15 protein-coding genes are annotated in these 13,906 nt (G+C 72.6%); 11 read left to right on the forward strand and 4 right to left on the reverse strand.

The genetic code is table 11. From position 1 onward, the window contains the following. The first annotated feature begins 397 nt into the window (after positions 1-397). The 3 genes from EIO00_RS07820 to EIO00_RS07830 all read left to right on the forward strand — a co-directional run bounded on the left by EIO00_RS07820 (position 398) and on the right by EIO00_RS07830 (position 3,691). A complete protein-coding gene (locus EIO00_RS07820) occupies positions 398-1,318 on the forward strand; it encodes a heme o synthase (RefSeq protein ID WP_241661222.1) in 921 nt (306 codons plus the stop codon). Between the two features lie 147 nt (positions 1,319-1,465). Further along, the gene (locus EIO00_RS07825; RefSeq protein ID WP_140176665.1) at positions 1,466-2,650 is read left to right on the forward strand and encodes a PrsW family intramembrane metalloprotease; all 1,185 of its coding nucleotides are present in this window, start codon (positions 1,466-1,468) and stop codon (positions 2,648-2,650) included. A gap of 42 nt (positions 2,651-2,692) precedes the next feature. Beyond that, positions 2,693-3,691 (forward strand): COX15/CtaA family protein, encoded by a 999-nt coding sequence (locus tag EIO00_RS07830; RefSeq protein ID WP_140176666.1) that lies wholly within the window; start codon positions 2,693-2,695, stop codon positions 3,689-3,691. 33 nt (positions 3,692-3,724) lie between these two features. Here EIO00_RS07830 and EIO00_RS07835 read toward each other — a convergent pair whose 3' ends face one another. From EIO00_RS07835 to EIO00_RS07845, 3 genes are read right to left on the reverse strand one after another with little or no spacing between them, the layout of a single operon-like run. Next, a complete protein-coding gene (locus EIO00_RS07835) occupies positions 3,725-4,654 on the reverse strand; it encodes an EamA family transporter (RefSeq protein WP_140176667.1) in 930 nt (309 codons plus the stop codon). Then, entirely contained in the window at positions 4,651-5,376 is a 726-nt protein-coding gene (locus EIO00_RS07840; RefSeq protein ID WP_140176909.1) for an ABC transporter permease, read from the reverse strand. The genes EIO00_RS07835 and EIO00_RS07840 overlap by 4 nt, the downstream gene beginning before the upstream one ends. Before the next feature lie 50 nt (positions 5,377-5,426). Next, on the reverse strand, positions 5,427-6,353 hold the full coding sequence (locus EIO00_RS07845; protein WP_140176668.1) for an ABC transporter ATP-binding protein: 927 nt from the start codon (positions 6,351-6,353) through the stop codon (positions 5,427-5,429). Positions 6,354-6,640: 287 nt separating this feature from the next. On the opposite strand from EIO00_RS07845, the gene EIO00_RS07850 reads away from it, so the two are divergent. Genes EIO00_RS07850 through EIO00_RS07885 form a run of 8 tightly spaced genes read left to right on the forward strand, consistent with a single transcriptional unit; the run spans position 6,641 to position 13,210 of the window. After that, positions 6,641-7,384: a helix-turn-helix transcriptional regulator gene (locus EIO00_RS07850; protein WP_241661207.1), complete on the forward strand. Its 744-nt coding sequence runs from the start codon at positions 6,641-6,643 to the stop codon at positions 7,382-7,384. Further along, a complete protein-coding gene (gene sufB, locus EIO00_RS07855) occupies positions 7,381-8,793 on the forward strand; it encodes a Fe-S cluster assembly protein SufB (protein ID WP_140176670.1) in 1,413 nt (470 codons plus the stop codon). The genes EIO00_RS07850 and sufB overlap by 4 nt, the downstream gene beginning before the upstream one ends. Next, complete coding sequence (gene sufD / locus EIO00_RS07860) at positions 8,793-9,926, forward strand: Fe-S cluster assembly protein SufD (protein WP_140176671.1); 1,134 nt, start codon at positions 8,793-8,795, stop codon at positions 9,924-9,926. The genes sufB and sufD overlap by 1 nt, the downstream gene beginning before the upstream one ends. Next, on the forward strand, positions 9,923-10,258 hold the full coding sequence (locus EIO00_RS07865; protein ID WP_140176672.1) for a non-heme iron oxygenase ferredoxin subunit: 336 nt from the start codon (positions 9,923-9,925) through the stop codon (positions 10,256-10,258). Before sufD ends, EIO00_RS07865 begins: the two co-directional genes overlap by 4 nt. A gap of 32 nt (positions 10,259-10,290) precedes the next feature. Then, the gene (gene sufC / locus EIO00_RS07870) at positions 10,291-11,058 is read left to right on the forward strand and encodes a Fe-S cluster assembly ATPase SufC (RefSeq protein WP_140176673.1); all 768 of its coding nucleotides are present in this window, start codon (positions 10,291-10,293) and stop codon (positions 11,056-11,058) included. Then, positions 11,055-12,317, forward strand: coding sequence for a cysteine desulfurase (locus EIO00_RS07875; protein WP_140176674.1), 1,263 nt, complete (start codon positions 11,055-11,057; stop codon positions 12,315-12,317). Before sufC ends, EIO00_RS07875 begins: the two co-directional genes overlap by 4 nt. A 51-nt stretch (positions 12,318-12,368) precedes the next feature. Continuing rightward, positions 12,369-12,824, forward strand: coding sequence for a Fe-S cluster assembly sulfur transfer protein SufU (gene sufU, locus EIO00_RS07880; protein WP_140176676.1), 456 nt, complete (start codon positions 12,369-12,371; stop codon positions 12,822-12,824). Further along, positions 12,821-13,210 carry a metal-sulfur cluster assembly factor gene (locus EIO00_RS07885; protein ID WP_140176678.1) on the forward strand — a complete coding sequence of 130 codons (390 nt, stop codon included), beginning with the start codon at positions 12,821-12,823 and terminating at the stop codon, positions 13,208-13,210. The genes sufU and EIO00_RS07885 overlap by 4 nt, the downstream gene beginning before the upstream one ends. Positions 13,211-13,274: 64 nt before the next feature. Here EIO00_RS07885 and EIO00_RS07890 read toward each other — a convergent pair whose 3' ends face one another. Continuing rightward, positions 13,275-13,877 carry a hypothetical protein gene (locus EIO00_RS07890; RefSeq protein ID WP_206664072.1) on the reverse strand — a complete coding sequence of 201 codons (603 nt, stop codon included), beginning with the start codon at positions 13,875-13,877 and terminating at the stop codon, positions 13,275-13,277. Between the last annotated feature and the right edge of the window lie 29 nt (positions 13,878-13,906).

The following is a 13,906-nucleotide window of genomic DNA, read 5'->3' on the forward strand; positions in this document are numbered from 1 at the left end:
AGAAGCATCCGGCCTGATCGTCCCGCGGGGCCTCGGCGGGCGTGCCGCGGCGCACCGGCATGCCCGTCCCACCCTTGCCCCGACCCCCGCGCCCCTAACCACCCGTCGGGGGGAACGCCGGGGTGGTCTCGCGCTCACCCGGCGGGGCGTCCGGCGGCCCCCCGGGCGTCCCCCGTTCGGTGCCCCGGTGCAAGGACCTCGGGGGCGCCGCACTACAGTGATTGCGCGGTTGACGACAGGCCGCTTTGTTCACATTCCACAGACGAGGTGCGGCCCGGTCTCGGGGGCACCGACGGGGGTCGGGGACCTCCGGGACGTACATGGACATGGATCAGCTGTGACGGTGCTCATCAACAAGCCCGGGACCGAGATCGCGGGCACGGCCACGGTCGGCGCGGTGGACGCCGCCGTGCCGGCGCACGCGGCCCGCCGCCCGTTCGGCGCCCTGCTGCGCGCCTATGTGGCGTTGACCAAGCCGCGGGTCATCGAGCTGCTGCTGATCACGACGCTGCCGGCGATGTTCCTGGCGGCCGGAGGACTGCCGCCGCTGGAGACCGCGCTGGCCACGTTGGTGTTCGGCACCATGTCCGCGGGCGCGGCCAACGCGATCAACTGCTACATCGACCGGGACATCGACGCCAAGATGCGGCGCACCCGGCGGCGCCCCCTGGCCCGCGCCCAGGTCACCCCCACCGAGGCGCTGACCTTCGGGATCGTGCTGGCCGCCGCGTCGACCGTCGGGTTCGCGCTGACGGTGAACGCGCTGGCCGCGGCGCTGTCGGCGGGCGCCATCGTCTACTACGTGTTCGGGTACTCCCTGCTGCTCAAACGGCGCACCCCGCAGAACGTGGTGTGGGGCGGGATCGCCGGCTGCATGCCGGCGCTGATCGGCTGGGCCGCCGTCACCGGCTCGCTGGACTGGCCCCCCTTCGTGCTGTTCATGGTGGTGTTCCTGTGGACCCCGCCGCACACCTGGACGCTGGCGATGCGGTACCGCGAGGACTACGCGGTGGCCAAGGTGCCGATGCTGCCGGTGGTGGCCGGCGAGCGGCGGGTCGTGCTGGAGAGCCTCGCCTACACCTGGGCCACCGTGCTGTGCTCCCTGGTGCTGTGGCCGGTCGCCGGGATGAGCGTCGTCTACGGGGCGGTCGCCCTCGTCCTCGGCGCGGTGCTGCTGGCCGAGGGGCATCGGCTGCTGCACCGGGTCCGCTCCGGGCTGACCGGCGTGAAGCTGCGGCCGATGCGCTTCTTCCACCTCTCCAACGCCTACCTGGCGCTGCTGTTCGCGGCGGTCGCCTTCGACCCGCTGCTGTTCTGACCCCGCCGGCCGCGATCCCGCCGCCCCCGGCCCACCGGCGCGGGCGGCGCCCCGGCCCCGCGCGCGGTCCCGCGGACCGCTCCCGGCGGACCGCGGGGCGGGTCCGTGACCTGCGGAGAGCGGTCGCCGGTCGATTACGCTCGCCGCATGGTGCGCGTGGATTCCAAGGCGGTGCTGGAGGGACGGGTCCCCGGACGGCCGCCCATCGGCCTGATCATCGGCCTTGTCGTCTCCTCGTTGTGCGCGCTGATCATGCTCGGCCTGTACGCCTGGTTCGGCGGGGTCGGGTTCGTGGCGGCGCTGCTGCTGGCGATCCTTCCGGTGCCGCTGCTGACCGCGCTGGTGCTGGCGCTGGACCGGATGGAGCCCGAACCGCCCCGCACGGTGCTGCTGTCGTTCATGTGGGGCGCCGGGGTGGCGGTGCTGGGCGCGCTGATCCTCAACACCGCCGGCATGATCTATCTCACGGTGCCGACGTTCGGGGAGGCCGAGGGGCACTTCATCAGCGCCACCCTCGGCGCCCCGCTGGTGGAGGAGACCCTCAAGGGCGCGGTGCTGTTCGGGCTGCTGTGGTTCCACCGCAGCGAGATCGACGGGTTCGCCGACGGGATCCTCTACGCCGCGATGGTCGGCCTGGGCTTCGCGATGATGGAGAACGTCACCTACTACATCCGGGCCCTGGAGGAGGGCGGCGCCCAGCAGCTCACCGCGGTGTTCGTGCTGCGCGGGATCATCGCCCCGCTCAGCCATCCGCTGTTCACCTCGATGCTCGGGCTGGGCGTCGCCTGGTCGGCCACCCATCGCACCGGCCGGGTCGTGGCGCCGGCGCTGGGGCTGCTGGCGGCGATGGTGCTGCACGGCCTGTGGAACGGCGCCACCGCGTTCGGCGCGTTCGGCCTGGTCGTCGTCTATGTGATGGACTTCCTCCTGCTGCTGGCGCTGATCGTCGTGGTGGCGGTGGAACGACGCGACACCGTCCACCGGATCGCCCGCTATCTGCCCGCCTACCAGCCGACCGGGCTGGTCACGCCGCAGGACGTGCGGATGCTGGGAAGCATGGCGACCCGCCGGGCCGCCCGCCGGTGGGCCCGCTCCGTCGGCGGCCCGGCGGCGGCGCGGGCCATGAGCGACTACCAGCTGGCGGCCACCGAACTGGCGCTGCTGCACAAGCGCGCCGAACGGGGGACCGCCGACCCGGCCTGGCTCGTCCAGCGGCGCGACGCGCTGCTGGAGCTGATGGCGGCGGCCCGCCGGGCGTTCCTGTCCGTTCCCGGGCTGCGACCGGCGCCCGAGCCCTGGGCGGACCCGCCCGGGCCGCCGCCCGGGGCATGAGCCGCGGGGGCCCGGACGGGACCTCGGGGGTGCGGCCATACCATGAGTGCCGTGACCGACCGCACCCGCAATCCCCTGGTCAGACTCCGTGACGCGATCTGGCGCCCGACCCCCGGGTCGGTGCGCGCACTGGCGCTGTTCTCAGTGATCGTCAACGCCGGAATCATCGTCACCGGCGGTGCGGTCCGGCTCACCAAGTCCGGACTGGGCTGCTCGACCTGGCCCAAGTGCACCCCCGAGAGCATGATCCCGACGTCCTCGCCGGACCACTCGCCGGTGCACATGGCCATCGAGTTCGGCAACCGGACGCTGACCTTCCTGGTGCTGGGCGCGGCGGTCGCGGTGCTGACGGCGACGTGGCGCTCGGCGCCGCGGCGGCGCGACCTGGTGCTGCTGGCCGCGCTGCAGCCGGCGGGGGTGGTGGCGCAGGCCCTCTGGGGCGGCCTGACCGTGCTCAGCGACCTGCACCCGGCGGTGGTGGCCGGGCACTTCATGCTGTCCCCGGTCGTGCTGGTCCCGGCGGTGGCCCTGTGGGTGCGGGCCGGGGAGGGCGACGAGCCGGCCCGCCGTCTGGTGGGGGAGCGGGTGCGCGCGCTGACGCTGGCCCTGGTGGCCGCGACGGCGGCGCTGATGGTGGCGGGCACCGTCGTCACCGGCACCGGCCCGCACGCCGGCGACGACCGCGCCGAACGGTTCTCCTTCGAGATCGTGCAGGTCACACGCGTGCACAGCCTGCTGGCCTGGCTGACCGTGGCGCTCACCGCGACGCTCGTGGTCGCGCTGTGGCGGACCGGCGCGCCCGCCGCGGTGCGGCGGCGCGCCCTGGAGGCGCTGGCGCTGGAGCTCGCCCAGGGCGCGATCGGGTACGTGCAGTACTTCCTCGGCGTGCCCGAGATCCTGGTGGCGCTGCACATGCTCGGCGCGGCGGTGCTGTGGATCGCCGTGCTGCGGGTCTGCTTCGCCACCCGCACGCGCGGTCCCCTCGTCGTCCCCGGCGGGGCGCCCGCCCCGGCCGGGGGCCCCGTCCCCCAGCCCGCCTGAGGTCCCCCCGCCGGGGCGGCCCGGCTCGGGTTTTCAGGCCTCGGGCGCCTCGGGCGCGCCCCGGGTGGCGCCGATGCAGGCGACCATGACGCACCCGATGGCGGCCCACTCCACCGGCGACAGCACCTCCTGCAGCACCACCAGGCCGATCAGGGCCGCCACCGCCGGCTCCAGGCTCATCAGGATCCCGAAGACCCGGGCCGGCATCCGCCGCAGCGCCTCCAGCTCCAGCGAGTACGGGATCACCGACGACAGCAGGCCCACGCACAGCCCGAGCAGCAGCGGCACCGGGTTCAGCAGCGCCGTCCCGCCCGCGGCGGCGCCCAGCGGCAGCATCGCCGCCGCCGCCGCGATGCTGGCCACCGCCAGACCCGAGGAGCCGGCGAACCGCCTGCCGGTGGCCGCGCTGAGCAGGATGTACCCCGCCCACGCCGCGCCCGCCAGCAACGCGAAGCCCACCCCCGCCGGATCGACGGCGCCGTCGCCCCGGGCCAGCGACGCCACCCCCAGGAACGCCAGCGCCGCCCACACCAGGTCCAGCGCCCGGCGCGAGGAGGCGATGGCCACCGCCAGCGGCCCGAGGAACTCGATGGTGACCGCCACCCCCAGCGGGATCCGGGCGAACGCCTGGTAGATGGAGGCGTTCATCACCGCCAGCGTCAGCCCGAACGCGATCGCCACGGCCAGGTCGCCGCGGGTGTGGTCGCGCGGCAGGGTCCGCAGCGCCCGGCGGCTGAGGAACCCCAGCACCGCCGCCGAGGTCGCCAGCCGCAGCAGCACCACCGCCGACGGCGGCAGCACCGCGAACAGGTGCTTGGCGACGCCCGCGCCGGCCTGCACCGACACCACGCCCAGCAGGACCAGCGCGGGCGGCGGGATCGCCTCCATGGACAGCCGGCGCGGGACCCGGATCCGCCGGCTCGGGCGCCGATGCGAGCCGTCCGCCTCGGCCGAGGCCGTCATTCCCACTTGAAGAACAGGGCCGCCAGGACCGGTCCGACCACCGCCCACGCCAGCAGGGTCGCCAGCGCGCCCGCCGGCAGCGCGACGCCCTGCTGCAGCACCTGGCGCAGCCCGTCCGACAGGGCCGCGATCGGCAGCAGCTCCAGCGCGGCGGCCATCCCGGCGGGGAAGCGGTCCAGCGGGAACACCACGCCGCCCAGCGCCAACAGCAGCAGGTAGACCAGGTTGGCGGCGGCCAGCGTCGCCTCCGCGCGCAGCGTCCCGGCCATCAGCAGCCCGAACCCGCTGAACGCCGCCGTGCCCGCCAGCACCAGCGCGACCGCCGACAGCGCGCCGCCGATCCCGCCGTGCGGGCTCCAGCCCAGCGCCAGGGCGACCGCGCAGATCAGCGCCGTCTGCATCAGCTCGACCGCCAGCACCGCGAGGGTCTTGGCGGCGATCAGCCCGCCGCGCGGCAGCGGGGTGGCCCCCAGCCGCTTGAGCGCCCCGTACCGGCGCTCGAACCCGGTGGCGATGGCCTGTCCGGTGAACGCCGTCGACATCACCGCCAGCGCCAGCACGCCCGGCGTCAGGAAGTCCACCCGCTCCCCGGGCCCCAGGTCCAGCAGGCCGGTCGTGGAGAACAGCACCAGCAGCAGCACCGGGATGACCATGGTGAGCAGCAGCTGCTCCCCGTTGCGCAGCAGGGTGCGCAGCTCGAACGACGCCTGCGCGGCCACCATCGCGCGCAGCGGCGCGGCGGCCGGGGCGGGCGTCAGGTCCAGCGTGCCGCTCACGAGCGCAGCTCCCGTCCGGTCAGCTCCAGGAACACGTCCTCCAGAGTGCGCCGCTCGATGCGCAGATCCTCGGTGGTCACCCCGTGCGAGGCGCACCAGGCGGTCACGGTGGCCAGCAGCTCCGGCTGCACGTCCCCCTCGATCAGGTAGTGCCCGGCCGGGGACTCCTTGGCGACACTGCCGGGCGGCAGCGCCGCCAGCAGCTCCTCCAGCCCCAGCCCGGGTCGGGCGCGGAACCGCAGCTGCCGCTCGGCCCCGGTCAGCTCGGCCGGGGTGCCGCGCGCCACCACCCGGCCCCGGTCCACGATGACCACCTGGTCGGCCAGCCGTTCGGCCTCGTCCATGTGGTGGGTGGTCACGATGACGCTCGCCCCCGCGTCGCGCAGGCCGGTCACCAGCTCCCAGGTGGCGTGCCGGGCCTGCGGGTCCAGCCCGGCGGTGGGCTCGTCCAGGAACACCAGCTCCGGCCGCCCCACCACGGCCGCGGCCAGCGACAGCCGTTGCTGCTGGCCTCCCGACAGCCGGCGGAACGGGGTGCGCGCCTGCGCCGCCAGGCCCAGCCGGTCCAGCAGCGCGGCCGGATCCAGCGGCCGGGCGTGGAACGAGGCGATCAGGCGCAGCCACTCTCCGGCGCGGGCGGTGCCCGGGATCCCGCCGGACTGCAGCATCACCCCGATCCTGGGGCGCAGCTCGCGGGCGTCGCGGACGGGGTCCAGGCCCAGCACCCGGACCGTTCCCGAATCGGCCCGCCGGTAGCCTTCGCAGATCTCGATCGTGGTGGTCTTGCCCGCGCCGTTGGGCCCGAGCAGCGCGGTGATCGCGCCGTGCTCGGCGCGCAGGTCGATGCCGTCCACGGCGGTGATCGAGCCGTAGCGCTTGACCAGCGCCTCCAGCTCGACCGCGCACTCGCCGGGGGGAACCATGACCCTGAGTCTAGGTCGGTCTCCGGGCCCTCCCGCGAGCGCCCCCGGTGACGGGAGGGGAGGGGGTGCTCCCCGGGGCGTCCGGGCGGCCCGTCGGCCCGTCCTCCCCGCCGTCCGTCCCGGCCTGGAGCGGGCCGGCGCCGGGCACCGCCCCGGCTCCGCGCCGCCGCGTTTTCGCAGCTTAGGTAAGGCTTACCTGCGTGAGGTACTGCATCCGGCGGCGTTTGTGGCGGGGGAAGGAATTACGCCACACTGATGTTGTGAAAAACGTGGGCGGGAGGACCAGCGTGCCTTCGCTCGCCGGGACGGCCGACGGCCACGGCGAGCGGAGCACGCGTGCCCGCGTGGCGCGGCTCATCCTCGAGCACGGCCCGATCACCGCGTCGGCGCTGGGCGAGCGGGTCGGCCTCACCCCCGCCGCCGTCCGGCGGCATCTGGACGCGCTGCTGGCCGAGGGCATGATCGAGGTCAGGCGGGTGCGTCCGCAGGCCCGCCGCGGGCGCGGCCGGCCGGCCAAGTGGTTCGCCATCACCGACGCCGGGCGCAGCGCGTTCGTGCACGCCTACGACGACCTGGCGACCGCCGCGCTGCGGTTCCTGGCCGAGAAGGCCGGCGGCGCCGCGGTGTCGGAGTTCGCCCGGCGCCAGATCGCCGATCTGGAACGGCGCTACCGTCCGGTGGTCCGCGCGGCTCCGCCGCACCAGCGGGTCCGCGTGCTGGCCGAGGCGCTGTCGGCCGACGGTTATGCCGCGGCCGCCGTCAGCGCCCCCCGCGCCGGCGGGCAGCAGCTGTGCCAGCACCACTGCCCCGTCGCGCACGTGGCCGCGGAGTTCCCGCAGCTGTGCGAGGCCGAGACCGAGGCGTTCAGCCGGCTGCTGGACACCCCCGTGCAGCGGCTGGCCACCATCGCGCACGGCGACGGGATCTGCACCACCCACGTCAGCCCGCGCGACCTGAGCGCCGGGACCGACGGCGCATCCCAGGCGAGACGAGACAACGACGACGAGGAGTCCGGGAGGGCCTCCCTATGACTATCGAAACCCACCCCGAGCTGGAAGGGTTCGACAAGTACAAGTTCGGCTGGGCCGACCCGGACACCGCGGGCGCCTCCGCCAAGCGCGGCCTGAGCGAAGAGGTCGTCCGTGACATCTCCGCCAAGAAGAACGAGCCGGAGTGGATGCTCGAGCTGCGCTTGAAGGGCCTGCGGCTGTTCGAGAAGAAGCCGCTGCCCACCTGGGGCTCGGACCTGTCGGGCATCGACTTCGACAACATCAAGTACTTCGTCCGCTCCACCGAGAAGCAGGCCGCCAGCTGGGACGAGCTCCCCGAGGACATCAAGAACACCTACGACAAGCTCGGCATCCCCGAGGCCGAGAAGAAGCGCCTGGTCGCCGGGGTGGCGGCGCAGTACGAGTCCGAGGTCGTCTACCACAAGATCCGCGACGACCTGGAGCGCAAGGGCGTCATCTTCGTCGACACCGACACCGGGCTGCGCGAGCACCCGGAGTTCTTCCAGGAGTACTTCGGCACGGTCATCCCGCCCGGCGACAACAAGTTCGCCGCGCTCAACACCGCGGTGTGGTCGGGCGGCTCGTTCATCTACGTGCCGCCGGGCGTGCACGTGGAGATCCCGCTGCAGGCCTACTTCCGGATCAACACCGAGAACATGGGCCAGTTCGAGCGGACCCTGATCATCGTCGACGAGGGCGCCTACGTGCACTACGTCGAGGGGTGCACCGCGCCGATCTACTCGTCGGACTCGCTGCATGCGGCGGTCGTGGAGATCATCGTCAAGAAGGACGCCCGCTGCCGCTACACGACCATCCAGAACTGGTCCAACAACGTCTACAACCTGGTGACCAAGCGCGCCGTCGCCTACGAGGGCGCCACCATGGAGTGGGTCGACGGCAACATCGGCTCCAAGGTCACCATGAAGTACCCGGCGGTCTACCTGCTGGGCGAGCACGCCAAGGGCGAGACCCTGTCGATCGCCTTCGCCGGTGAGGGCCAGCACCAGGACGCCGGCGCCAAGATGGTGCACGCCGCCCCCCACACCTCCAGCACCATCGTCTCCAAGTCGGTGGCGCGCGGCGGAGGCCGCACCTCCTACCGCGGCCTGGTCCAGGTGCAGGAGGGCGCCGAGCACTCCAAGTCCACGGTCAAGTGCGACGCGCTGCTGGTCGACACCATCAGCCGTTCCGACACCTACCCGTACGTGGACGTCCGCGAGGACGACGTGGAGATGGGGCACGAGGCCACCGTCTCCAAGGTGTCCGAGGACCAGCTGTTCTACCTGATGAGCCGCGGTCTGAGCGAGGACGAGGCGATGGCGATGATCGTGCGCGGGTTCGTCGAGCCCATCGCGCGCGAGCTGCCCATGGAGTACGCCCTCGAGCTGAACCGCCTGATCGAGCTGCAGATGGAAGGAGCCGTCGGCTGATGGGGCTGGAGACCAGGCCTCTGTCGACCCTGCACAAGAAGTCCTCCTACGACGTGGCGGACTTCCCGGTGCCCACCGGTCGTGAGGAGGAGTGGCGGTTCACCCCGCTGCGTCGCCTGCGGGACCTGCACAAGGGCGCCGAGGGGCGCGGCGAGATCCGCCTCGAGATCGAGGCGGCCCCCGAGGTGAAGGTCGAGCGGGTGGGGCGCGACGACCCCCGGCCGGGCGGGACGTACGTGCCCGGCGACCGGGTGAGCGCTCAGGCCTACGCCTCGTTCACCGAGGCCACCGTCGTCACCGTGCCCAAGGAGGCGGTCGCCTCCCGGCCGACCGTGCTGCGGTTCGACGGCGAGGACGCGGCCCGGGCCGCCTACGGCCACACCACCGTGATCGTGGAGCCGTTCGCGCAGGCCACCGTGGTGCTGGCGTATCACGGGTCGGCGACCTACGCCGACAACGTGGAGTTCGCCGTCGGCGACGGCGCCAAGCTCACGGTGATCAGCCTCCAGGACTGGGAGGACGACGCCGTCCATCTGTCCCACCAGCACGCCCGGCTCGGCCGCGACGCCCGCTTCACCGGGTTCGTCGTCTCGCTGGGCGGGGACCTGGTGCGGATCGCCCCCTCGGTGTCCTACCAGGCGCCCGGCGGCGACGCCGAGCTGTACGGCGTCTACTTCGTCGACGCCGGCCAGCACATCGAGCACCGGCTGCTGGTCGACCACGCGGTGCCGCACTGCCGCAGCCGGGTCGACTACCGGGGCGCCCTGCAGGGGCAGGACGCGCACGCCGTCTGGATCGGCGACGTGATCATCCGCGCCGAGGGCGAGGGCACCGACACCTACGAGCTCAACCGCAACCTGGTGCTCACCGACGGCACCCGGGTCGACTCGGTGCCCAACCTGGAGATCCTCACCGGCGAGGTGGTCGGCGCCGGGCACGCCAGCGCCAGCGGCCGGCTCGACGACGAGCACCTGTTCTACCTGCAGGCCCGCGGCATCCCGCGGGACGAGGCGCGGCGCATGGTGGTGCGCGGCTACCTGGGGGAGCTGGTCGACAAGATCGAGGTCCCCGAGGTGCGCCAGAAGGTGCAGGAGGCGATCGAGGCGGAGCTGGACCGGGAGTTCGAGCGGTGAGCGACGAGGAGTTCGTGAAGGTCTGCCGCCTGGCGGAGATCCCCGAGGACGGGGCGCTGCCGGTGGAGATCGACGACACCCCGGTGGTGCTGGTGCGCACCGGCGGCGAGGTGTTCGCGCTGCGCGACGTGTGCTCGCACGCCGAGGTGGCGCTGTCGGAGGGCGAGGTCTACGACGGCACGATCGAGTGCTGGCTGCACGGCTCGTGCTTCGACCTGCGCACCGGCAAGCCCACCAACCCGCCGGCCAGCGCGCCGGTGCCGACCTACCGTGTCCGGCTCGACGGGGACGATGTGCTCGTCTCGCTGCGGTCCGGCTCCCAGGACGACTAAGACCACATCCACACGAAGGTTTCGAGACAGATATGGCCACGCTAGAGATCCGCGACCTCCACGTCTCCGTCGGCGACGGCTCCGGCGGATCCAAGGAGATCCTGCGCGGTGTCGACCTGACCGTCCGGTCCGGCGAGACCCACGCGATCATGGGGCCGAACGGCTCCGGCAAGTCCACCCTGGCGTACGCGATCGCCGGGCATCCCAAGTACGAGGTCACCGCCGGCTCGGTCACGCTGGACGGCGAGGACGTGCTGGCGATGGGCGTGGACGAGCGCGCCCGCGCCGGCCTGTTCCTGGCCATGCAGTACCCGGTCGAGGTCCCGGGCGTGTCGGTGTCGAACTTCCTGCGCGCCGCGGTGACCGCGGTGCGCGGCGAGGCCCCCAAGCTGCGGGTGTTCACCAAGGAGATGAAGGAGGCGATGGAGGCGCTGTCCATCGACCCGGCCTTCGCTCAGCGCTCGCTGAACGAGGGCTTCTCCGGCGGTGAGAAGAAGCGGCACGAGATCCTGCAGCTGGAGATGCTCAAGCCGAAGATCGCCGTGCTGGACGAGACCGACTCCGGGCTGGACGTGGACGCGCTCAAGGTGGTCTCCGAGGGCATCAACCGTTTCAGCGCCGCCGGCGACACCGGAGTGCTGCTGATCACCCACTACACCCGGATCCTGCGGTACGTCAAGCCCGACTTCGTGCACGTGTTCGCCGGCGGCCGGATCGTCGAGGAGGGCGGTCCCGAGCTGGCCGAGGTGCTGGAGAACGAGGGCTACGAGAAGTACGCGAAGGCGGGGGCCGTCTCATGACCCTGCTGCCCGAGGAGATCAAGAAGGACTTCCCGCTGCTGTCCAGGACGGTGCGCGGCGGGCGTCCGCTGGTCTACCTCGACTCGGGCGCGACCTCGCAGAAGCCCGTTCGGGTGCTGGACGCCGAGCGGGAGTTCTACGAGCGGCACAACGCCGCGGTCCACCGGGGGGCGCACCTGCTCGCCGAGGAGGCCACCGACGCCTTCGAGTCGGCGCGCTCCACCGTCGCCTCCTTCATCGGGGCGGCGCCCGGCGAGATCGTGTTCACCAAGAACGCCACCGAGGCGATCAACCTGGTGGCCTACTCGCTGAGCAACGCCGCCACCGCGGGCCCGGAGGCGGAGCGGTTCAAGGTCGGCCCCGGCGACGAGATCGTGGTGTCGGAGATGGAGCACCACGCCAACCTGGTGCCCTGGCAGCAGCTGTGCCGGCGCACCGGGGCCACGCTGCGCTGGTTCGGCCTCACCGACGACGGCCGCCTGGACCTGGACGACCTGGACGAGCTGGTGAACGAGCGGACCAGGCTGGTCGCCCTCACCCACCAGTCCAACGTGCTGGGAACGATCCCGCCGATCGAGCCGATCGCCGCCCGGGCCCGGCAGGTCGGTGCTCTGGTGCTGCTGGACGCCGCCCAGTCGGTGCCGCACCAGCCGGTGGACGTGACGGCGCTGGACGTGGACTTTCTGGCGTTCTCCGGCCACAAGATGCTCGGACCGTCCGGGGTCGGCGTGCTGTGGGGCCGCCGTGAGCTGCTGGAGGCCATGCCTCCGTTCCTCACCGGCGGGTCGATGATCGAGGTGGTGCGGATGGAGGGCTCGACCTTCCTGCCGCCGCCGCAGCGCTTCGAGGCCGGCGTCCCCATGACCGCCCAGGCGGTCGGGCTGGCCGCGGCCTGCGACTACCTCACCGAGCTGGGCATGGACAAGGTGCACGCGCACGAGGAGGCGCTGACCGCCTACGCGCTGGAGCGGCTCGGCGACATCCCCGGCGTGCGCATCATCGGCCCGACCACCACCGAGGCGCGCGGCGGTGCCGTCTCGTTCGTGGTGGACGACCTGCACCCCCACGACGTGGGACAGGTCCTGGACGAGCTGGGCGTGGCCGTGCGGGTGGGGCACCACTGCGCCTGGCCGATCTGCCGGCGGTACGGCATCCCGGCCACCACCCGGGCGTCGTTCTACGTCTACAACACGCTCGCGGACGTGGACGCCCTCGCCGAGGGGGTCCGGCACGCCCAGAAGTTCTTCGGAACAGTCTGACCCCCCCGGGCTGTTCCACCCAGCAGGACAGGTCGTCGCAGGAAGGACGTCATGCAGCTCGAGTCCATGTACCAGGAGATCATCCTGGACCATTACCGCAACCCCCACCACAAAGGGCTGCGGGAGCCGTACGAGGCCGAGGTGCACCATGTCAACCCGACCTGCGGCGACGAGGTGACGCTGCGCGTGCACCTGGAGGGCGTGGGGGACGACGCCGTGATCGCCGACGTCTCCTACGACGCGATGGGCTGCTCCATCAGCCAGGCCAGCGCGTCGGTGATGAGCGACCTGGTGATCGGCAAGTCGGTCAAGGAGGCGATGGTCATCCAGGACGAGTTCCTGGAGCTGATGCAGTCGCGCGGCCAGGGCGAGCCCGACGAGGACGTGCTGGAGGACGCCGTCGCCTTCGCCGGGGTCTCCAAGTACCCCGCCCGTGTGAAGTGCGCCCTGCTCGCCTGGATGGCGTGGAAGGACGCGACCGCCCGAGCCCTGGGAGAGGCATCATGAGCGAGACCGAGACCACCGGCGCCCAGGAGACCACCGGCGCCCAGGAGACCGCCGGGGCCGAGCGGGCCGTCGGCGAGATCGCACCCGAGCACGAGGAGATCCTCGAGGCCCTCAAGGACGTCGTGGACCCCGAGCTCGGCATCAACGTGGTCGATCTGGGCCTGGTCTACGGCATCGACGTGGTCGACGGCGTGGCCGTCGTGGACATGACGCTGACCAGCGCGGCCTGCCCGCTCACCGATGTGATCGAGGATCAGGCCGCCAGCGCCCTGGACGGCCTGGTCAAGGACGTGAAGATCAACTGGGTCTGGCTGCCGCCGTGGGGCCCGGACAAGATCACCGAGGAGGGGCGCGAACAGCTGCGCGCCCTCGGCTTCAACGTCTGAGCCGGACGCTCTCCGGTCGCCGATCGGGCGTCCGCGGTCTTCGCCGGGACGCCCGATCCGGCGTTCACACCGACGCTCCTCGCCTCTCCTCGGAGCGACGGGCGTCGTCCCCCTTGGGCTTGGCGGGCCACAGAGTGTAGGTGATCGGCCACAGCGACCAGATCCCCAGCACCATCGTCAGCCGGCCCGTCCACGCCAGCAGCTCCCGGGTGCGCTCGGCATCGCCCACCAGGGCGACCGCGCCGAGCAGCAGGGCGCAGCTGACCGCCCAGGCCACCGTGGCCTTGCCGAACTCGCGCCACTCGTAGCGGGCCCGCGCCATCCCGTACTTGGGCGGCTTGGGCGGCGGGGGACCGTCGGCGAAGCGGTGGGCGAACCGCGCGTCCGCCCAGCGGATCATGCTGTGCCCGAACGCCACCGAGAACCCGATGTAGGCCGCGGCCAGTCCATGGGTGAAGTGGGCCGTGGCCCCGCCGCGCAGATCGATCACCGTGGCCGCCAGCAGCACCAGATCCACCAGGGGCACGCTCACCAGCAGCACCGCGCCGGTGCGCCGCATCCGCAGCAGATAGCGGGCGGCCAGCCCGGCCAGCAGCAGGACCCAGAAGCCGATCTCGCAGCCGACGATGACGCCGAGCAGCAGCGCGTTCCCACCGTTGTCGTCCATGCTCCGATCCTCCCGGCGAGAGGACGCCG

The organism is Thermomonospora catenispora, from assembly GCF_006363815.1.
Classification (GTDB): domain Bacteria; phylum Actinomycetota; class Actinomycetes; order Streptosporangiales; family Streptosporangiaceae; genus Thermomonospora; species Thermomonospora catenispora.